Here is an 18,790-nt window from a genome sequence, read left to right as displayed (position 1 = left end):
GGGATGGGATCAGGCTCTGAGCTCCGGGATGACGTGCTGTCCGTAGGCGTCGATGGTGGCCTCCTGCGCGTCGTGCATGTCGTACACGGCGAACTGGTCGACGCCCAGGTCGCGCAGGGTCCGCAGCTTCTCGATGTGGGCCTCGGGCGGCCCCAGCAGGCAGAAGCGGTCCACGATCTCGTCGGGCACGAAGTCGGCGGACGGGTTCCCGGCGCGGCCGTGGTGGCTGTAGTCGTAGCCCTCGCGGGCCTTGATGTACTCGGTGAGGGCGTCCGGCACCATGCCGGAGTGTTCGCCGTAGCGGCCGACGAGATCGGCCACGTGGTTGCCGACCATCCCGCCGAACCAGCGGCACTGGTCGCGGGCGTGGGCCAGGTCGTCGCCCACGTACGCCGGCGCCGCGACGCAGATGGTGACCGCGTCCGGGTCGCGCCCGGCCCGTTCGGCGGCCTGCCGGACGGAGCCGACCATCCACTCGGTGAGGTAGGGGTCGGCGAGCTGGAGGATGAACCCGTCCGCCTTCTCGCCGGCCAGGGCGAGCGCCTTCGGCCCGTACGCGGCCATCCAGACGGGGAGCTTCCCGTCGCGGACCCACGGGAGCCGCAGCGCATTGCCGTCGACCTCGGCCTCCCGGCCCTCGGCGAGGTCCCGGATGACGTCGATGGCCTCTCCCAGCCGGGCCAGGGTGTTCGGTTTGCGTCCGGCGACCCGCATCGCCGAGTCTCCGCGGCCGATCCCGCACACCGTGCGGTTGCCGTACATGTCGTTGAGTGTGGCGAAGGTGGAGGCGGTGACCTCCCAGGTGCGGGTGCCGGGGTTGGTGACCATCGGCCCGATGTGCAGCTTCTGCGTGTTCGCGAGGATCTGGCTGTAGATGACGAAGGGTTCCTGCCACAGGACCGCCGAGTCGAAGGTCCAGCCGTAGCGGAAGCCGTTGCGCTCGGCGCGCTTCATGAGGCTGATGACCCGGGAGGCGGGCGGGTCGGTCTGGAGGACGAGGCCGAAGTCCATCACGGCTCCTTAGAGGTACTGGCAGGTGGAGCGGGGGATGAACACCCCGTGGCCGGCCCGGCCCGTGTATTCGCGCCGGTCGATGACGAGTTCGCCGCGGGAGAGCACGGTGTCGACGCGTCCGGTGATCCGCCTGCCCTCGTACGCCGAGTAGTCCACGTTCATGTGGTGCGTCTCGGCGGAGATGACCTGCTCGGCGTGCGGATCGTAGAGGACGATGTCGGCGTCGGAGCCCGGCGCGATCGTGCCCTTCTGCGGGTAGAGGCCGAACATCCGGGCCGGGCTCGCGCAGGCGATCTCGATCCAGCGCCGACGGCTGATGTGGCCGTCCAGGACGGCCTGGTGGAGGAGGTCCATCCGGTTCTCCACCCCCGGCAGCCCGTTCGGGATCTTGGAGAAGTCGCCGCGGCCGAGTTCCTTCTGGCCGCGGAAGCAGAACGGGCAGTGGTCGGTGGAGACCACTTGGAGGTCGTTGGTCCGCAGACCCCGCCAGAGGGCGGCCTGGTGCTCCTTCGGCCGCAGCGGGGTGGAGCAGACGTACTTGGCGCCCTGGAAATCGGGCTCTTCGAGATGGTCGGTGGACAGGAACAGGTACTGCGGGCAGGTCTCGCCGAACACCGGCAGGCCCTTGTCGCGGGCGGCCGCGAGCTCGGCAAGCGCCTCCTGCGCCGAGACGTGGACCACGTACAGCGGGGATCCGGCGACGCGCGCGAGCTGGATCGCCCGGTGGGTGGCCTCCGCTTCGAGGAGGACCTTGCGGACCTCGCCGTGGTGGCGCGGGTCGGTCTCGCCCCGGGCCAGGGCCTGTTCGACGAGCACGTCGATCGCGATGCCGTTCTCGGCGTGCATCATGATCAGCCCGCCGTTTCCGGAGGCCCGCTGCATGGCGCGCAGGATCTGCCCGTCGTCGCTGTAGAAGACCCCGGGGTAGGCCATGAACAGCTTGAAGGAGGTGACGCCCTCCCCGATCAGGTGGTCCATCTCCTTCAGGGTCCCCTCGTTGACGTCCGAGAGGATCATGTGGAAGGCGTAGTCGATGGAGCACTTGCCGTCGGCCTTGTCGTACCAGGTGTCGAGTCCCTGGCGCAGGGCCTGGCCCATGCTCTGCACGGCGAAGTCGACGATGGTGGTGGTGCCGCCCCAGGCGGCGGCCCGGGTTCCGGTCTCGAAGGTGTCCGAGGCCGCGGTCCCGCCGAAGGGCAGCTCCATGTGGGTGTGGGCGTCGACGCCGCCGGGGATGACGTACTTCCCGCTCGCGTCGATCGTGCGGTCGGCCGTCCAGGCGTCGGCGGCCGCCGAGCCGTGGGCCGCGAGGGCGGCGACGCGGCCGTCCTCGATGAGGACGTCGGCGTGGAGCTCGTCGGCGGCCGTGATGACGAGGCCGCCGCGGATGAGGGTGCGGATGGACATGTGCGGCGCCTTCCGGTCACACGATGCTGTGCAGGGCCCGTTCGAGGATCTCGGCGCCCTCTTCCGCCTCGGCGACGGTGAGGGAGAGCGGCGGCGCGATGCGCAGCACGCTGGTGTCGTGCCCGCCGCCCTTGCCGAGCAGCAGGCCTCCCTCGCGGGCGGCCTCCAGTACGGCGGCGGCCGCGGCCGGGTCGGCCTCGTCGGTACCGGGCTTCGTCAGCTCCAGGCCGGCCATCAGGCCCCGGCCGCGGACCTCCCGTACGGCGGGCACGGCGGCGGAGACGGCGCGCAGCCGCTCCAGGAGCAGGCCGCCGACGCGGCGGGCGTTGCCCTGGAGGTCGTGCTCCAGCAGGTACGCGAGGTTGGCGACGCCGGCCGCCATGGTGACCGGGGAACCGCCGAAGGTGGAGATGGAGTTGGTGTCGATGCAGTTCATCACCTCGGCGCGGGCCACGACCCCGCCGATGGACATGCCGTTGCCGATGCCCTTGGCGAAGGTGAGGATGTCCGGCGGGCCGCTCCGCCCGTGCGCCTGCCAGCCCCAGAAGTTGTCTCCCGTACGGCCCCAGCCGGTCTGCACCTCGTCGCTGATCCACAGGATGCCGTGCCGGTCGAGCACCTCGCGGAAGGCCCCGTACAGCCCGTCGGGCGGGGCGGTGAACCCGCCGACGCCCTGGATCGGCTCGGCGATGAGGGCGGCGACCCCGCCGCGGGCCTGGCCGAGCACGTCTTCGAGGTCGGCGACGGCGGCCGCGGTGAAGGCGGCGTCGTCCAGGTGCGCGAAGGGGCCTCGGGTGCGGACGGCGCCGTGGACGTAGTACGTCTGGAGCGGCGAGAGGCTCGTCGGGGACCAGCCGCGGTTGCCGGTGATGGAGACGGTCGAGAAGGACCGGCCGTGGTAGCTGTTGCGCATCGCCAGGATCTGGTTGGAGCGGCGGTACGCGGTCGCCAGCAGCAGGGCGGTGTCGTTGGCCTCGGTTCCGGAGGTGGTGAAGAAGACCCGCGCCTCGGGAATGCCGGACAGGGCGGCGATCCGCTCGGCCAGCTCGATCATCGGGCGGTTGAGGTACAGGGTGGAGGAGTGGATCAGCCGGCCGGCCTGTTCGGCGACGGCCTTGGTGACCTCGGGCAGCGCGTGGGCGGTCATCGTGGTGAGGATGCCGCCGAAGAAGTCGAGGTAGCGGTTGCCGTCGGCGTCCCAGACGTGGCGGCCCTCGCCGTGCGTGAGCTCGATGGGGCGGTCGTAGTAGAGCGCGAGCCAGTCGGGCAGTACGGCCTGGTGGCGGCTGTGCAGGGGAATCGGGTTGGTCACGGCTGAACGAGCCCTCCGTAGGCGTCGGGGCGGCGGTCGCGGTAGAAGGCCCACTGGTCGCGGACCTGCTTGATCAGGTCGAAGTCGAGGTCCCGGACGAGGAGTTCCTCGTCCTTTCCGCTGGCGACCTCCCCGACGAACTGGCCGCGGGGGTCGACGAAGTAGCTGGTGCCGTAGAAGTCGTTGTCGCCGTACTCCTCCTGGCCGACGCGGTTGATCGCGGCGACGAAGTACTCGTTGGCGACGGCCGCGGCGGGCTGCTCCAGCTGCCACAGGTAGGAGGACAGGCCCCGGTGGGTGGCGGAGGGGTTGTATACCAGCTGGGCCCCGGCCAGGCCCAGGGCGCGCCAGCCCTCGGGGAAGTGGCGGTCGTAGCAGATGTAGACGCCGACCCGGCCGACGGCGGTGTCGAAGACGGGCCAGCCGAGGTTGCCAGGGCGGAAGTAGTACTTCTCCCAGAAGCCCTTGACCTGGGGGATGTGGTGTTTGCGGTACTTGCCGAGGTAGCTGCCGTCGGCGTCGATGACGGCGGCGGTGTTGTAGTAGAAGCCCTCGGATTCGAGCTCGAAGACCGGTACGACGATGACCATGCCGGTCTCGCGGGCGAGGGCCTGCATCCGCTGGACGGTGGGGCCGTCGGGGACGGCCTCGGCCCAGCGGTAGTGCTCGGGTTCCTGGACCTGGCAGAAGTAGGGGGCGTTGAACACCTCTTGGAAGCCGATGATCTGCGCGCCGTCGGCGGCTGCCCGCCGGGCGTGCTCCTCGTGCTTGGCGATCATCGACTCGGTGTCTCCGGTCCAGGTGGCCTGGACGAGTGCGGCGCGGACGACTTGGGCCATGAGCTGCTCCTCGCGACGGGAACGCCGAGTTCTACGCACGTAGACGGTGTGCGTAGGGAGTAGAACGTAGGCCGCGTCACACCGCGGGGCAAGACCGCCGTGCGCGGTTGGGTGAGTCGATCAAGTAATGACAGCGGATGGTCGAATCCGCTCAATGGACGGGCGGTTTCGCAACCCGCAGGGCGTGTACGAGGTCACGGTGGTGCGCGTCGGAGAGGGCCTCCGCGGCCCGGAGCAGCCGGGGCGTGAACCACTGCGGATCACGGCGGGCGAGGCGGACCGCCTCCTCTGCGGTGCGGACCTTGACGAAGGCGCCGAGCAGGGCGTCGGCCTCGCGGGTCCGGCCGGTCCCGGCCAGGGCCAGGGCGGCGTCGGCGATCTCGGCGGCGGGGCGGGCCGCGCCCTGGCGCAGCAGGGCCTCGCAGTCGGCGTGCCGGCCGGCTTCGCCGAGGGCGGCGGCCGCCGCGGCGAGCCGCTCGGGCGGGAGCGAGGCCGCCTCCCACAGCAGCGTGGCCCAGTCCGCCCCGAGCCCGGCGCGGACCAGCTCGTCGGCGAACCCGGGCAGCCACGCGGCGGGCCATGCGGCGGCCTCGCACAGCAGCGCGTGGGCCTCCCCGCCCCGCCCCCGGGCCCGCAGTCCGAGCAACTCCCCGATCACCGCGGCGATCCCGCCGGGCCCCGGCCCCTCCACCGCGGGCGCGGCGGCCGGTCCGTCCCACCCCGGGGCGTCGGACCGGCTCTCCGGCTCCGCCGGGGCGGCGTGCTCCGGCTGGGGTGGGCTGAAGTGCTCCGGCTCGGGCGGGGCGAAGCGGGGGCGGCCGATCGCCGTTCCGGAGCGGGACCGGCGGGGAGCGGTGGGCCCGGCCGCGGTGCCCGACCCGGGGTCGGGCCCGGGGGCCGGCTCCGTGCGCGGCTCGGTGCGCGGCTCGGCGTGGGCGAAGCGGGCGCCGCGCGGTGCGGCCGCGGGCCCGTCCGGGTGGCCGGGCGGTGGGGTGAAGGGCTCGGGGGCCGGGGCCGCGGCGCCCGCGTACCGGGCCCCGCCGGCCCGCCGCGCCCCGCGCAGCCACCGGGCTTCGGCCCGCCCGACGGGCGGCTCGGTCCGCTCCTCCCCCGCCTCCCGCTGCCGCGGCACCCCGGACACCGGCCCGGCCTCGCCCACCACGGCCCCGGCGCCGGCCGGCGGTTCGGCCTCGGCGGGCCAGGGGCCTGCGGGCCACCCCGGCTCGGGCGGGGCGGGGTCCGGGTGTAACGAGGGCGGGGCGGCCGGTGCCTCCAGGGCCCCGAGGCGGGACGCGAGGTCTTCGTGGCGGGAGGCCGCCCTGGCGGTGTCGTCCTGGATCCAGGCCAGTTCCCGGGTCAGGGCCTCCGCCTCCGCCGGGTCCCGAGCCGCGGCCAGGCGGGCCGTCAGGGTGCGGTTCGCCGCCTCCGAGACGGAGCGCTGGTCGGCGGCCGCCGCCAGCAGGGTCGCAGCTCCTCCGCGCCGCCCGGCAGCCTGTCCCACACCGCGACCGCCGCGGCCCGCAGCCGGGCGGCGTGCTCCCGCTCCCGCGCCGCGAACTGCGCGCCCCTGATCGCCGCGAGGTCGCCGAGCAGCGACTCCACCACGTCCCACGGGGGCATCGCGGCTCCGTCCAGGCAGGCCCGCAGACCCTGCGGATCCCGGCGCAGGAATTCTCCGTACCAGCCCGTCCCCGGATCGAGTCTCTGCGTCAACCCGCGCAAGTAGCCCGAGAGTTGACCGATCGCCTGCGAAGTCGCGGTCTCCATGCCCCGCATTGGACCCCACCGGTGTTACGGGCGGGCTACGGGAATCTCAAAGCTTGACGGCGATCGCGGTGTGCGGGCGCTTCCCGCGCCGGACCAGCGCGGCCGGCAGGTCCACGGCCCAGAACTGCCACGTGTACTTCCGCGACATCAGCTTCCGCACCCGCGTCAGCCCCGCCTCGTCCAGCAGCCGCGCCTCGCCCTCCAGCACGGCCGCACCCTCCGCGACCCGCCCCCGCACGTCGCAGGCGCGGACCGTGACCCGCCCGTTGTTGCGGATCCGCTTCACCTTCCAGGAGTCGCTGCGCGTCCACACGTACAGCTCGCCCCCGTCGGCCACGGCCCACACCGGCGTCGCGACGGGCGTGCCGTCCTTGCGGAAGGTGGTGAGGCTGACGTACTTGCCCTGGTTCAGCTCATCGAGAGTCATCCCCGGAGCCTACGACGGCCCCCGGGGCGCGGCCGGCCGCGCAGCCGGATCCCGGGCGGACGCCCGGCCCTCCGGTGCCGGGCACGCGGCAAGCAGCAGACCGGCCGCCAGCAGGGCGCCGAGGAGTGCGAAACCGAGTCGTTGGGAAGCGTTCGAGGTCGACACGCCTTCACGCTTGCCCCGCTCCGGCCCGCCCCCACCGCCGATTGGGCCGTTCGGCCCGCCGGGCCCGCCCGAAAGAAACCGCAGGTCCGCGGCCCCGGCGGGACCTCGGGCCACCTCGACGGAGTCCCATGCCGAAGGCCGGGCCCGGAGGCCGGCCCGGATGTGGCCGAACGTCAGACCGGCACGAACGCGCAGCGGCGCAGCACGTCGTCCAGGGACAGCCCGAGCGCCTCGGTGAGGGCGGCCACGGTGAAGAAGGCCGGGGTCGGCGCGCGGCCGGTCTCGATCTTGCGGAGGGTTTCGGCGGACAGCCCCGCGCTCGCCGCGACCTCGACCATGCTGCGGCCGCCGCGGGCCTCGCGCAGCAACGCGCCGAGGCGTTCGCCGCGCTCGCGCTCTTCGGGGGTGAGGGGGGTACGGACCATGCCCCCATCCTACCGCCTCACCCAATAACTATCCCGTTAAAGTTATACCGGTATAGTTATTGGAATGGTGGAACTGAAGACGGAAGAATCGATCAACGCAATGCGCGCGCCGGGCCGGGTCGTCGCCCACGCCCTGGCCGCCGCGCGGGAGGCGGCGCGGGTCGGGGCGTCCCTGCTGGACCTGGACGAGGCGGCCCGCGCGGTACTGGCCGAGGCCGGCGCGAGCTCGCCGTTCCTCGGCTACCGGCCGCACTTCGCGCCGGTGCCCTTCCCCGGGGTGATCTGCGCCTCGGTCAACGACGCGATCGTGCACGGCATCCCCGACGGCTACCGGCTCCGCGACGGGGACCTGGTCAGCATCGACTGCGGGGCGAAGCTGGGCGGCTGGGTCGGGGACGCGGCGGTCAGCTTCACCGTCGGCCGCCCCCGCCCCGCCGACCTGCGGCTGATCGAGACCGCCGAGGCGGCCCTCGCGGCCGGCATCGCCGCCGCGCGGCCGGGCAACCGGATCGGCGACATCGCGTACGCCATCGGCACGGTCTGCCGCTCCGCCGGGTACGGGATCATGGAGGACTTCGGCGGCCACGGCGTGGGCCGCAGCATGCACGAGGATCCGGGCGTGCCCAACGAGGGCCGGCCGGGGCGCGGCATGCAGCTGCGCCCCGGCATGGTCCTCGCGATCGAGCCGATGCTGATCGCGGGCGGCGGGGACGACTACCGCTGCGACCCGGACGGCTGGACCCTGCGCACCGTCGACGGCAGCCGCGCCGCGCACACGGAGCACACGGTCGCGATCACCGCCGACGGCCCGAGGATCCTCACCGCCCTCTGAGCCGCAGGGGAACGGCCTTCGAAACGGCGCCGCGGGGCCAGGGGTGTCCTACGGATCAGGCCGGGCTCACGGCGTGATCCGTAAGACACTCCCTAGATCACCGGTGGGCGACCCAGTCGGGTCATGTGCCACACCGTGCGCCACCGCATGGGTCGACGCGGCGGGCACGCGGTCCGCACGCCCTCGAAGAACCCGGCCCACCACGACTTGAGTCCTGCCGGCGTGGGGCGTTGGACGAGGGTGTAGGCCGCCCACGAGGCGAGGTACACCGGGACCAGGACGGCGGGCAGGTGGCGCTTGGCCAGCCAGACCCGGTTGCGGGCCGTCATCCGGTAGTAGACCGCGTGCCTGGCCGGGGACGTCTTCGGGTGCCGGAGGACCAGCTGCGGTTCGTAGAGGATGTCCCAGCCGCGGTCGACGGCCCGCCAGGCCAGGTCCGTTTCCTCGTGCGTGAAGAAGAAGGCGTCCGGCCAGCCGCCGGTCTCTTCCAGCATCGGCATCGACAGGGCGTGCCCGCCGCCCAGGAACGTCGTCACCGGGCCCCGCCGCATCGGGTCACCCGCCCGAAGCCGGGGCACGTGCCGCCGCTGCGTGGTCCCGGTCTCGTCCGCGATCCGGAACGAGACGATGCCCAGCCGGCTCTCCGCCGCGTACAGGTCGGCGATCCGCCGGAACACGTCAGCCTCGACCAACAGGCCGTCGTCGTCCAGATCCACCAGGACATCGACGTCCCCGAAGTCCCGCAGGCGGCGCCAGGCGGCGTTCCGGCCGCCGGACACCCCCAGGTTCTCCTCCAGCTCCACCACGGTCACGCCCTCGGGCAGGCCGGGCAGGGCCGTCCCGTTCCCGACCACCACGACCCGGGCCGCCGGCTCGTCCTGCTTCGCCACCGAGGCGAGCAGAGCCAGCAGTTCAGGCATCCGGTCGCCCATCGTCAGCACGGCGACACCCACACGCGGCCGGGTCACGACCACCACCACCACTTCCTTCCGGGCCAGGTGGACGACGAGCGTACCGTCGCCGAGTCCGGCGTCCGCCACCGGCGGCGCGCGTTCGCACGCTGATCTTCAGCCGGTGACCACCGGCCTTCGCCGCCCGCTGCGGACCCGCGGAACCCTACGGCTTCCCGTACGGGTGGACCACCATCGCCGAGCCCCCGCCGCGCCGGGTCGTCTCGGCCGCGGCCAGCCAGCGGCCGTCCGGGAGCCGCTGGACCCCGGTCGCCGCGCCGATCTCCGGGTTCTGCCGGAAGCCCTGGCCCAGCGCCTCCAGTTGTGCCCGCAGCGGGCTGTTCCACAGGCCCGGCTCCAGCTCGGTGGTGGTCTGGTTGCGCTGGCTGGCCCGCGGCGCCGCGATGGCGTCGACCAGCGGCAGGCCCCGGTCCAGGTGCCCGATCAGGGTCTGCAGGACGGTGGTGATGATGGTGGCGCCGCCCGGCGAGCCCACCGCGAGCACCGGACGCCCGTGCTCCAGCACGATGGTCGGGGACATGGACGAGCGCGGCCGCTTGCCGGGGCCGGGCAGGTTCGGGTCCGGTACCCCGGGGGCCGCCGGGGCGAAGGAGAAGTCGGTCAGCTCGTTGTTGAGGAGGAACCCGCGGCCCGGGACGGTGATCGCGCTGCCGCCGGTGGATTCGATGGTCAGGGTGTACGAGACGACGTTGCCCCAGCGGTCGGCGACCGTCAGGTGCGTGGTGTTCTCCCCCTCGTACGTGGTCGGGGCGGCCTGGCCGGAGCCGCCGCAGGCAGCCGGGTGGCGCGGATCGCCGGGGGCCAGCGGGCTGGTCAGAGTACGGTCCGGGGAGATCAGGCAGCCGCGCGAGTCGGCGAAGCGCTGCGAGAGCAGCTCCCGCGTCGGCACGTTCTCGGCGGCCGGGTCGCCGACCCAGCGTCCGCGGTCGGCGAAGGAGATCCGCGAGGCCTCGATGTACCGGTGCAGGTACTGGGTCTCGGAGAGCTTCGAAAGGTCGGTGCGCTCCAGGATGTTGAGCGCCTCGCCGACGGTGGTGCCGCCCGAGGAGGAGGGCGCCATGCTGTACACGTCGAGTCCCCGGTAGCCCACCTGCGTCGGCGCCTGCCGCTTGGTCCCGTACGCGCGCAGGTCCCCGGTGGTCAGGTCGCCGGAGCGGACGATCCGGGTGGCGGCCGGGTCCACGGGGGGCTTGCGGACGGCCCGGACGATGTCCTCGCCGATCGGGCCCCGGTAGAGCGCGCCGGTGCCCTTGCGGCCCAACTCGGCGTACGTGGCCGCCAGGTCGGGGTTCTTGAAGGTGGAGCCGACCACCGGGAGCTCCCCGCCCGGCAGGAACAGCTTCGCGGTGTCCGGGAAGTCCTTGAAGCGGTCCCGGTTGAGCTCGGTCTGGGCCCGGAACGTCGTATCGACGGTGAAACCGTCGCGCGCCAGTTTCTCGGCGGGCTTGAGGAGTTGGCCGAGCGAGCGGGTGCCCCAGGCGTCCAGCGCGCTCTTCCAGGTGGCCGGGGTGCCGGGGACGCCGACGCTGCGGCCGCTGGTCTGGCCCTGCTCGAAGGGGATGGGGACGCCGTTCTCCTGGAACAGGCCTTCCGTCGCCGTGGCGGGCGCGGTCTCGCGGCCGTCGAGGGTCTGCACCCGGCGGGACCCGGCGTCGTAGTAGACGAAGTAGCCGCCGCCGCCGATGCCGGCCGAGTACGGTTCGGTCACCCCGAGCGCGGCGGCCGTCGCGACGGCGGCGTCCACGGCGTTGCCGCCGGAACGCAGGACCGCGATGCCTGCCGCCGAGGCGTCGGCGTCGACGCTGGCGACGGCACCGCCGTACCCGGCGGCGACCGGTACCTTCGCGGGAGCGCCAAAAGCGCCGCCGGGCGCCGCTGACGGCGGGGCGGCCGCGCCGGTGGACACCAGCGCTCCGGCGAGTGCGACGAGCGCTAACTGACGTGTGGCGGAACGACGCATCCGAACCTCCAGTCGACGGCCTGCCGCACCCCACCGGACAGGCCTGAACCCTGACTCGGCACTGTAACTTCACCGCACCCCCCGCGTCAGGAAGACGCCCTGCGGGCTAGCATCCGGCGCATGAACGACGACGTGCGCAACATCGTGCTCGGGGTGGTGGCCACCGCGATCAGCGGCGGTTTCGGCTGGTTCACCCGGACCTACCTGTGGCGCCGTACGCTGCGCCGCAAGCAGGCCTTCTTCGGCCTGCCCACCGGCTCCGACTGCCTGTTCGTGGTCAACCGGCAGATGGGCGGCACGGAGGGGTCGGTGCACCGCAACGACGCCTTCGCGCTGCTGGAGATATCCGCCCTGATCAAGGACTGCGGGGCCAATCTCCAGATCGTCTCCCACGACTCCGTCCGCCAGGGCTTCGGCGAGCGCGCCGAGTTCTGCGTGGGCGGGCCGGTGTCCAACGCCCGGACGGCGGCGCACCTGGCCTCCATGCTGCCGGGGGTGCGGGTCGACCTCTCCCGCGAGCCGGGTCCGGACCGCGGGGCGATCCACGTCGGCGGGGAGGCGTACCGCTGGCAGAAGGGCCAGATCGACCACGTGCTGCTGGCCCGGCTGACGACCGGGCCGGGCAGCCGCCCGGTGTTCCTCGTCTCCGGGCAGACCGCGATCAGCAACCAGGCGGGCGCCCGCTACCTGGCCCGCCACCACGAGGAGTTGGCCCGCCGCTACCGCGGTGACTCCTTCTGCGTGGTGCTGAAGGTCAACAACTCCGACGCCTACGGCCCGGACGTGGTCGACCTGTTGGCGGACGTCACCCGGCAGGCCCGGACACCCGCAGCGGCAGACGCGTGATCCCGTTGATGAAGTTCGACACCAACCGGCGCGGCGGGCCCGCGAGTTCGGGGGCAGGCATGGCCGCGCGCCACTCCTCGTAGAGCACGCGCAGCTGGAGCCGGGCGAAGTGGGCGCCGAGGCAGACGTGCGGCCCGTCGCCGAAGGAGACGTGCGGGTTGGGCGTCCGGCCGAGGTCGAGGCGCCCGGGGTCGGTGAAGACGCGCTCGTCGCGGTTGGCGGAGGCGTGGAAGACCACCACCTTGTCCCCGGCGCGGATCGGGTGCCCGGCGAGCTCGGTGTCGACGGCGGCGGTGCGGCGGAAGCTGAGCACCGGCGGGTGGACGCGCAGCAGTTCGTCCACCGCCGTGTGCATCGCCACCCGCCCCTCGGCGAGCGGCCGGTACGCGTCCGGATCCCCGGCCAGGGCCAGCAGGCCGCCGGGGGCCGCGCTGCGCACGGTGTCGTTGCCCGCGACGGTGAGCAGGAAGAAGAACATCTCCAGTTCGGCCGGGTCCAGTCCGGCCCCGGCGAGCGCGGTCATCACGTCGTCGCCGGGGTGGGCCCGCTTGTGGGCGGCCAGTTCCCGGGCGTACGCGAACATCTCACCGAGCAGGGCCGGGGAGCGCGGGTTCAGGGGCTTGCCGTCGGGGCCGAGCAGGGGCGCGGGCGCGTCCTCGGGGTCCTGGTAGCCGATGATCCGTACGGTCCACTCCAGCAGCAGGCCCCGGTCGGCTTCCGGAACGCCCAGCAGGTCGGTCAGGTTGAGCAGCGCGTACTCGTCGGTGACCGCGGCGACCAGGTCGGCGGCGCCGTCCTCGGCCCCGTCCCGGGCGGCGGCCAGCAGCGTACGGGCCCGCTCGCGGACCCGGCCGGCGAAGGCGTCGACGCGGGCAGGGGTGAAGGCGCGGGAGACCAGCCGGCGCAGCCGCCCGTGGTCGCCCGCGGCGCGGCGCGGGTCCTGGTTGAGCATGGTGCGCCGCAGGAACGGCAGGTCGGCGGGGTCGGGGTCGCGGATCTGGGTCGCGCCCAGCCAGGAGGAGTACGTGGCGTGGTCGCGCAGCACCCGGACCACGTCGGCGTGCCGGGTGACCGCCCGGAAACCGGGGCCGGCGGGCCAGCCGGCGATCTCCGGCTCCTCCTGCCAGGCGACCGGGTGGTGCTCGCGCAGCAGCCGGTAGCTCTCGTACGGGATCCCGGCCCCGTAGATCCGGGGGTCGAACACGTCGGGCACGTACGCGGCGGGGTCCATGGGGCCACGGTGGCGGGCGCACCGGCCCCGCCGCAAGGGGAGGGTCAGCTGCCGAGTTCGCAGCGGGCGGGGCCGATGTCGGCGTCCGGGCCGAGCAGGACCACCTGGTAGCGCGGGTCGGTGGAGGCCACCGTGCACACCAGCTGCTGGCGGGCCGTCTCGGACAGGGTGGCGACCTTGAACGGCACGCCGACCCCGATGGTGTCGGCCGACAACATGCTGGTCCCGGCGCTGGCGCCCTGATTCTTGATGTCCAGCACGGGCAGCCGGGTCTCCAGGCCCGCGGCCTTCTGGGCTTCGGTGGGGCCGACGAGCAGCCGTACGAGGAGCGGAGTCTCCGACACCGAGGGCTGCTCCTTGTCGGGTATGGGGAAGAGCCGCCCGTCGGACGACACGAGGTACACCGTCCCCTTGGTCCCGGGCCCGGGCACGACGACCTTCCCGGCGGCCCCGCTCTCGATGACCCCGGTGGGCTTGATCCCGCAGCCGGTGAGCAGCGGTCCTCCCAGCAGCAGGGCGGCGGCGGCCGCGGCCGCCCGTGTCCGGATCACGCGTCGGCCTCCAGGGGCATGTCGAGGGTGAACACCGCTCCCCCGGCGGCGGCGTTCGCGGCGCGCAGGGTGCCGCCGTGCAGCCGGACGTTCTCCAGGGTGATGGCGAGCCCGAGGCCGCTGCCCGCGGAGCGGGTGCGGGCGGCGTCGGCCTTGAAGAAGCGGTCGAAGATGTGCGGCAGCACCTCGGGGGCGATGCCGGGGCCGCTGTCGGCGACTTCGATCAGCAGCCGGGGGCCGTCGGGCCGCGGCTGCGTGCGCACGCCGACGCGGACCGGGGCTCCGCCGTGCCGGAGGGCGTTGCCGACGAGGTTGGCGAGGACCACGTCGAAGCGGCGCGGGTCGAGACGGGCGCGGACCTGCGACGGCAGGTCGGTGAGCACCCGCTCGTCGTCCCAGTGGCGGCGCTCAAGGGTCTTCCGCACCGCCTCGGCCACGTCCACGTCGTCGAGGTTGAGCTCGGCCGCGCGGGCGTCGAAGCGGGATACCTCCATCAGGTCCTCGACGAGGACGGCGAGCTTTCCGGTCTCGGCGCTGACCAGCCGCAGGGCGGCGGCCGTGTCGGGGTCGAGGTTCTCGGCCTCCTCGTCCAGGACCTCGGTGACGGCGAGCATCCCGGCCAGCGGGGTGCGCAGTTCGTGGGAGACGTCGGAGGCGAAGCGGCGGGCCCGGGCCTCGGCCTCCCGCAGTTCGTCCACCGACTGTTCGAGGGCGACGGCGGTCTCGTTGAAGGTGCGGGCCAGTCCGGCGAGCTCGTCGGAGCCGCGGACCTCGATCCGCGTGTCGAGACGGCCGCTGCCGAGCCGCTGGGCGGCTCGACGCATGTCCCGCACGGGGCGCAGCACGCTGCGCGCGGCGAGCAGGGCGGGGATGACGGCGATGGCGAGACCCGGGACGGCGCCGCGCTTGGCGGCTTCGACCATGGCCTCGACCGTCTTGCCCTCGGTGGTCAGCGGCATCGTCGCGAAGAGGACCAGGCCGGTGGGTTCCCGGGCGTCGTGGTGGAGCCAGACGGCCGGCATGCCGACGGCGAGGTACGGTCGGCCCGCAGGATCGGTCACCCGTTGGAAGGCGCCGTGCGGATGGGCCGTCACCTGGCGGCGGAGCTCTTCGGTGACCACGGTGGAGGTGGGCGCGCTGGTGCTGGAGGCGCGCAGGGTGCCGTACTCGCCGAAGACGTTCCAGGGGTTCGGCTTGCCCCTCTTTCCCAGCTCGGTGACGATCCGCTGGAGCTGTGCCTGGTCCAGCGGCAGATCGAGGGGCTGGGTCTCGATCTGGTCGCGCAGCGTGCTGACCGCGGTGTCCTGGCTCTGCTTGAGCACCGCCGTGCGGGCCTGCTGGTAGGTCAGCGTGGCCGTGGTCACCGCGCTGATCGCGGCGACGAGCAGGAAGGCCGCGATCAGGCGGGTGCGCAGCCCGAGCGGCGCGATGCGCCTCACAGCGGGCCGAAGCGGTAGCCGAAGCCGCGCACGGTCTGGATGTAGCGGGGGCTGCCGGCGGGGTCCTCGACCTTGGTGCGCAGGCGGCGTACGCAGGCGTCCACGAGCCGGGCGTCGGCGTGGTAGCTGTGGTCCCATACGTACTCGAGGAGTTGCTGGCGGGAGAAGACCTGCTCGGGCGAGGCGGACAGGTGCAGCAGGAGTTTGATCTCGCTGGGGGCGAGGGGGACGCGCTCGCCGTTCTTGGCGACGGTCAGTCCGGCCCGGTCGATGGCGAGCTCGCCGTGGAACTCGACTTCGGGGCGGCTGCCCGCCGGCGCTCCGAGGCGGCGCAGCACGGCCTTGATGCGGGCCTCGATGACCTCGGTGCGGGCGGGTTTGACGATGTAGTCGTCGGCGCCGGCTTCGAGGCCCACGACTATGTCGAAGTCGTCGCCGCGGGCGGTCAGCATGATGATCGGGAGCTGGCTGGTCTCGCGGATGCGGCGGCAGACCTGGACGCCGTTCATCCCGGGCAGCATGAGGTCGAGCAGGACCAGCTCCGGGAGGAAGGTCCCCATCAGCGCGAGGCCCGCCTCGCCGGTTTCGGCGGCGGCCACCTCGTGGCCGCGGCGGCGCAGGCCGAGGCCCACTCCTTCCCGGATGGAAGGGTCGTCCTCGATCAGCAGTACGCGTGGCATCCGGTCATTATCCAAGACGGCTCGAAGGCTCGCTCTCGCTCTCGTCTCCCGCTAACGGCTGGTCTTGCGCCGCAGGGAGTCCAGCAGGTCGGTGATTTCCGTGAGGCCGAGCGGCCTGGCGAGGAGGACGACGACCAGCGCGAGCGCCGCGGTTCCCGCACCGACGGAGGCGAAGTCGCCGAGGCCGTCGGCGGCCCGGGCGGCCGCGTAGGCCGCGGCGGCACCGGGCAGGCAGGCGGTCAGCAGCCGCAGGTGGGTGCGGACGGCGGTGGCGCGGCGCTGCGTTCGGGTCCCGGTGCGCGGGCCGAGTCGCCGCGCGAGGGTGTACGCGGTCACCGCGAGGCCCGCGAACAGGGCCGCGGAGTAGGCGCCGGCCATGCCGGTGACCGCCCAGCGCGGGGGCAGCAGCAGGTAGGCGGCGGCCGAAAGCCCGGCGTTCAGGCCGGCGATGACCAGGTTCAGGAAGAACGGGGTCCGGGTGTCGGAGAGGGCGTAGAAGGCCCGCGAGAGGACGTACTGGCCGGAGAAGGCGATCAGGCCGGGGGCGAAGGCCGCCAGCATCCCGGCCATGGCCTCGGTGTCGGCGGCGCCGGTGCGCCCGTACCCGAAGACGCTGCCCATCACCCAGGGGGCGAGGGCGGCGAAGAGCGCGGCGGCGGGGACGACGAGGGCGGCGCTGGAGCGCAGCGCGTACGACACGTCCCGCCGGACCGCGCCGAGGTCGCCGTCGGAGGCCGCGGAACTCATCCGGGGCATCAGGGCCGTCACCAGGGAGACGGTGATGATGCCCTGCGGGACGATCCACAGCTGGTAGGCGTTGCTGTAGGCGGTGTAGCCGGCGCCGCCGACGAGGCCGGCCTCAACGGCCCGGTGCCCGGTGGCGGTGGAGAGCCGGGTGACGACCCAGTAGCCGATCTGGTTGGTGAAGACGAGCATGACCAGCCAGCCCGCGTTGCGCAGCGGGCGGGCGAGGCCCTGGCCGCGCCAGTCGAAGCGGGGGCGCCAGCGGAAGCGGGCGGCGCGCAGCGAGGGGACGAGCGCGAGGGCCTGGATGACGATGCCGGCGGTGGTGCCGAGGCCGAGCAGGCGGGTCTCGCCGGCCGTCAGGCCGTCCGGGGCGCCGTGGGAGAGGTACAGGAAGAGCCCGAAGACGCCGATGATCACGAAGTTGTTGAGGACGGGGGTCCACATCATCGCGCCGAACCGGCCGCGGGCATTGAGTACCTGGCCGAGCAGGGTGAACAGCCCGTAGAAGAGGATCTGCGGCAGGCAGTACCGGGCCAGCGCGACGGTGGTGCTCGCCTGGCCGCCGGTGTACGGGGTGTACGCGGCGACGATCAGCGGCGCGGCCAGCACGGCGACGGCCGTCAGTACGACGAGCGCCGCGGTGCAGGCGGTGAGCAGCCGGTCGGTGTAGGCGGCCCCGCCGTCCTGGTGCTCCTTCGCGGCCCGGACCAGCTCGGGGACGAAGACCGCGTTGAGCGCGCCACCGATGAGCAGCATGTACAGGATGTTCGGGACGGTGTTGGAGACGGCGTAGCTGTCGCCGAGCAGCCCGGTGCCGAGCGCGGCGACGACGACGGCGGAGCGGACGAACCCGGTGGCGCGGGAGACGATCGAGCCGGCCGCCATGAGGGCGCCGCTGCGTAGCACCGAGCTCTTCCCCGGTGCAGCTTCGGCGGAGGGGCCGGTGGCCGGTCTGGTGTCGGTGGTGGTCACCGGCGGGCCAGGTAGGCCTGGAATGCCTTGTAGAGCGCCGTGTTGGCGTATCCGTCCATGGGGGTCTCCCACTCGCCGAGCGTTTCGACGACCTGCCCGCCGGTGCCGAGCTTCCAGCGCAGCAGCCCGAAAGAACGTTCGTCGGGGTCAAGGGTGGAGGGTACCCCGCGCATGTCGTACTCCTCGGCTCCGAGGTCGTGGGCGTCGCACATCATCCGCCACTGGAGCGCATTGCTGGGGCGGACCTCGCGGCGGTGGTCGGCGGAGGCGCCGGTCTGGTACCAGACCCGCTTCCCGGCCACGATCATGGTGTGCGCGGCGAGGATCTCGCCCTGGTGGACGCCCAGGTAGAGCCGCATCCGGCCGGGCGCCTCGGCGTTGAGGACCTCGTACTGCTGCTCGTAGTAGGCGAGCGAGCGGCCGAGGCGGAAGCCGTCGCGCTCCTCGGTGATGCGCAGCAGCCGGTAGAACTCGGGCAGGTCGGCGGCGCTGCCGAGGACGGTCTGCACGCCCGCCTTCTCGGCCTTGCGGACGTTGCGCCGCCACTCCTGGTTGAGGCCGGACCACAGCTCCTCGCGGGAGCGGCCGGCGAGCGGCACGCGGAAGACGTGGCGGGGCTGGGCGTCGCCGTCGTCCTCGCCGCCGCAGCGCTTCCAGCCGCGGGTGCGCAGCCGGTCGGCGAGGGCGGCGCCGACCGGGTCGACCTCGGTGGCGAGTACGTCGGAGATCTGCCGGCCCGCTCCGGTGGCGGCTTTGACGGCGGCGGCGTCCCAGCGGCGGTAGGCGGGCGTGGGCCCCATCCGGACGGCGAAGGCGCCGGCCGCGCGCAGATGCCGCTTGAGGGGGTCCAGCCACCGGTCGAGGTGCGGGTCGCACCAGTCGGCGACCGGGCCTTCGGGGAGGTAGGCGAAGTATTTGCGGGTGCCGGGGAATTGGCGGTAGAGGACCAGTCCGGCACCGGCTATTTGCCCGTCGGGGTAGTGCCATCCGACCCTTTCCGAGCGCCAGAGGTCCTTTACCTCGGCCCAGGACGGGTACTGGAGAAAGCTGGCGTTCCGGTTACCCGAAAGGAAGCCCTGGTATTCCGGTACGGACATCGCACGCACACTCAGCTCCCGCTCCGGGGACTGGTGTCGCTGGGCAGGGGTCACGAGCAGTGCGCACACGGCGAATCGGCCTTCCTGTACATCCGGGGATGCGGGACA

General features: G+C 73.2%; 18 protein-coding genes. 2 read left to right on the top strand and 16 right to left on the bottom strand.

Annotation, left to right across the window (positions count from 1 at the left end; all coding sequences use genetic code 11):
• Nucleotides 1-9: 9 nt before the first annotated feature.
• From ACIBAD_RS20275 to ACIBAD_RS20240, 8 genes are all read right to left on the bottom strand, one after another.
• Nucleotides 10-1,011, bottom strand: a complete 1,002-nt coding sequence (locus ACIBAD_RS20275) for a TIGR03842 family LLM class F420-dependent oxidoreductase (RefSeq protein ID WP_398907938.1) — start codon at nt 1,009-1,011, stop codon at nt 10-12.
• A 9-nt stretch (nt 1,012-1,020) separates the two neighbouring features.
• Nucleotides 1,021-2,421 (bottom strand): dihydropyrimidinase, encoded by a 1,401-nt coding sequence (gene hydA / locus ACIBAD_RS20270; RefSeq protein ID WP_398907937.1) that lies wholly within the window; start codon nt 2,419-2,421, stop codon nt 1,021-1,023.
• A gap of 16 nt (nt 2,422-2,437) precedes the next feature.
• Nucleotides 2,438-3,733 carry an aspartate aminotransferase family protein gene (locus ACIBAD_RS20265; RefSeq protein WP_398907936.1) on the bottom strand — a complete coding sequence of 432 codons (1,296 nt, stop codon included), beginning with the start codon at nt 3,731-3,733 and terminating at the stop codon, nt 2,438-2,440.
• The gene (locus ACIBAD_RS20260) at nt 3,730-4,572 is read right to left on the bottom strand and encodes a nitrilase-related carbon-nitrogen hydrolase (protein ID WP_366104874.1); all 843 of its coding nucleotides are present in this window, start codon (nt 4,570-4,572) and stop codon (nt 3,730-3,732) included. The genes ACIBAD_RS20265 and ACIBAD_RS20260 overlap by 4 nt, the downstream gene beginning before the upstream one ends.
• A 151-nt stretch (nt 4,573-4,723) precedes the next feature.
• Nucleotides 4,724-6,073: a hypothetical protein gene (locus ACIBAD_RS20255; protein ID WP_398907935.1), complete on the bottom strand. Its 1,350-nt coding sequence runs from the start codon at nt 6,071-6,073 to the stop codon at nt 4,724-4,726.
• Nucleotides 5,977-6,339, bottom strand: coding sequence for a hypothetical protein (locus ACIBAD_RS20250; protein WP_398907934.1), 363 nt, complete (start codon nt 6,337-6,339; stop codon nt 5,977-5,979). The genes ACIBAD_RS20255 and ACIBAD_RS20250 overlap by 97 nt, the downstream gene beginning before the upstream one ends.
• Before the next feature lie 46 nt (nt 6,340-6,385).
• On the bottom strand, nt 6,386-6,766 hold the full coding sequence (locus ACIBAD_RS20245; protein WP_134070008.1) for a PPOX class F420-dependent oxidoreductase: 381 nt from the start codon (nt 6,764-6,766) through the stop codon (nt 6,386-6,388).
• A gap of 338 nt (nt 6,767-7,104) precedes the next feature.
• Entirely contained in the window at nt 7,105-7,356 is a 252-nt protein-coding gene (locus tag ACIBAD_RS20240) for a helix-turn-helix transcriptional regulator (RefSeq protein WP_134070010.1), read from the bottom strand.
• A gap of 64 nt (nt 7,357-7,420) precedes the next feature.
• On the opposite strand from ACIBAD_RS20240, the gene map reads away from it, so the two are divergent.
• Nucleotides 7,421-8,188 (top strand): type I methionyl aminopeptidase, encoded by a 768-nt coding sequence (gene map / locus ACIBAD_RS20235; RefSeq protein WP_398907933.1) that lies wholly within the window; start codon nt 7,421-7,423, stop codon nt 8,186-8,188.
• Between the two features lie 92 nt (nt 8,189-8,280).
• On the opposite strand, the gene ACIBAD_RS20230 is transcribed toward map, so the two are convergent.
• On the bottom strand, nt 8,281-9,120 hold the full coding sequence (locus ACIBAD_RS20230) for a glycosyltransferase family 2 protein (RefSeq protein ID WP_398907994.1): 840 nt from the start codon (nt 9,118-9,120) through the stop codon (nt 8,281-8,283).
• Nucleotides 9,121-9,304: 184 nt separating this feature from the next.
• Complete coding sequence (ggt, locus tag ACIBAD_RS20225; RefSeq protein WP_398907932.1) at nt 9,305-11,119, bottom strand: gamma-glutamyltransferase; 1,815 nt, start codon at nt 11,117-11,119, stop codon at nt 9,305-9,307.
• A gap of 120 nt (nt 11,120-11,239) precedes the next feature.
• On the opposite strand from ggt, the gene ACIBAD_RS20220 reads away from it, so the two are divergent.
• The gene (locus ACIBAD_RS20220; protein WP_398907931.1) at nt 11,240-11,965 is read left to right on the top strand and encodes a hypothetical protein; all 726 of its coding nucleotides are present in this window, start codon (nt 11,240-11,242) and stop codon (nt 11,963-11,965) included.
• Here ACIBAD_RS20220 and ACIBAD_RS20215 read toward each other — a convergent pair.
• Genes ACIBAD_RS20215 through ACIBAD_RS20190 form a run of 6 tightly spaced genes read right to left on the bottom strand, consistent with a single transcriptional unit; the run spans nt 11,925 to nt 18,682 of the window.
• Nucleotides 11,925-13,196, bottom strand: coding sequence for a cytochrome P450 (locus ACIBAD_RS20215; protein ID WP_398907930.1), 1,272 nt, complete (start codon nt 13,194-13,196; stop codon nt 11,925-11,927). The two genes, ACIBAD_RS20220 and ACIBAD_RS20215, sit on opposite strands and share 41 nt — an antisense overlap.
• A gap of 44 nt (nt 13,197-13,240) precedes the next feature.
• The gene (locus ACIBAD_RS20210) at nt 13,241-13,747 is read right to left on the bottom strand and encodes a hypothetical protein (protein ID WP_134070020.1); all 507 of its coding nucleotides are present in this window, start codon (nt 13,745-13,747) and stop codon (nt 13,241-13,243) included.
• Nucleotides 13,744-15,186, bottom strand: coding sequence for an ATP-binding protein (locus ACIBAD_RS20205; protein ID WP_398907929.1), 1,443 nt, complete (start codon nt 15,184-15,186; stop codon nt 13,744-13,746). The genes ACIBAD_RS20210 and ACIBAD_RS20205 overlap by 4 nt, the downstream gene beginning before the upstream one ends.
• Complete coding sequence (locus tag ACIBAD_RS20200) at nt 15,183-15,866, bottom strand: response regulator transcription factor (RefSeq protein ID WP_053693505.1); 684 nt, start codon at nt 15,864-15,866, stop codon at nt 15,183-15,185. The genes ACIBAD_RS20205 and ACIBAD_RS20200 overlap by 4 nt, the downstream gene beginning before the upstream one ends.
• A gap of 51 nt (nt 15,867-15,917) precedes the next feature.
• On the bottom strand, nt 15,918-17,585 hold the full coding sequence (murJ, locus tag ACIBAD_RS20195) for a murein biosynthesis integral membrane protein MurJ (RefSeq protein WP_398907928.1): 1,668 nt from the start codon (nt 17,583-17,585) through the stop codon (nt 15,918-15,920).
• On the bottom strand, nt 17,582-18,682 hold the full coding sequence (locus tag ACIBAD_RS20190; RefSeq protein WP_398907927.1) for a lipid II:glycine glycyltransferase FemX: 1,101 nt from the start codon (nt 18,680-18,682) through the stop codon (nt 17,582-17,584). The genes murJ and ACIBAD_RS20190 overlap by 4 nt, the downstream gene beginning before the upstream one ends.
• Nucleotides 18,683-18,790: the final 108 nt, after the last annotated feature.

Source organism: Streptomyces sp. NPDC051109 (assembly GCF_044455885.1).
Classification (GTDB): Bacteria; Actinomycetota; Actinomycetes; order Streptomycetales; family Streptomycetaceae; genus Streptomyces.
This window is presented reverse-complemented; position numbering and strand designations above follow the sequence as displayed.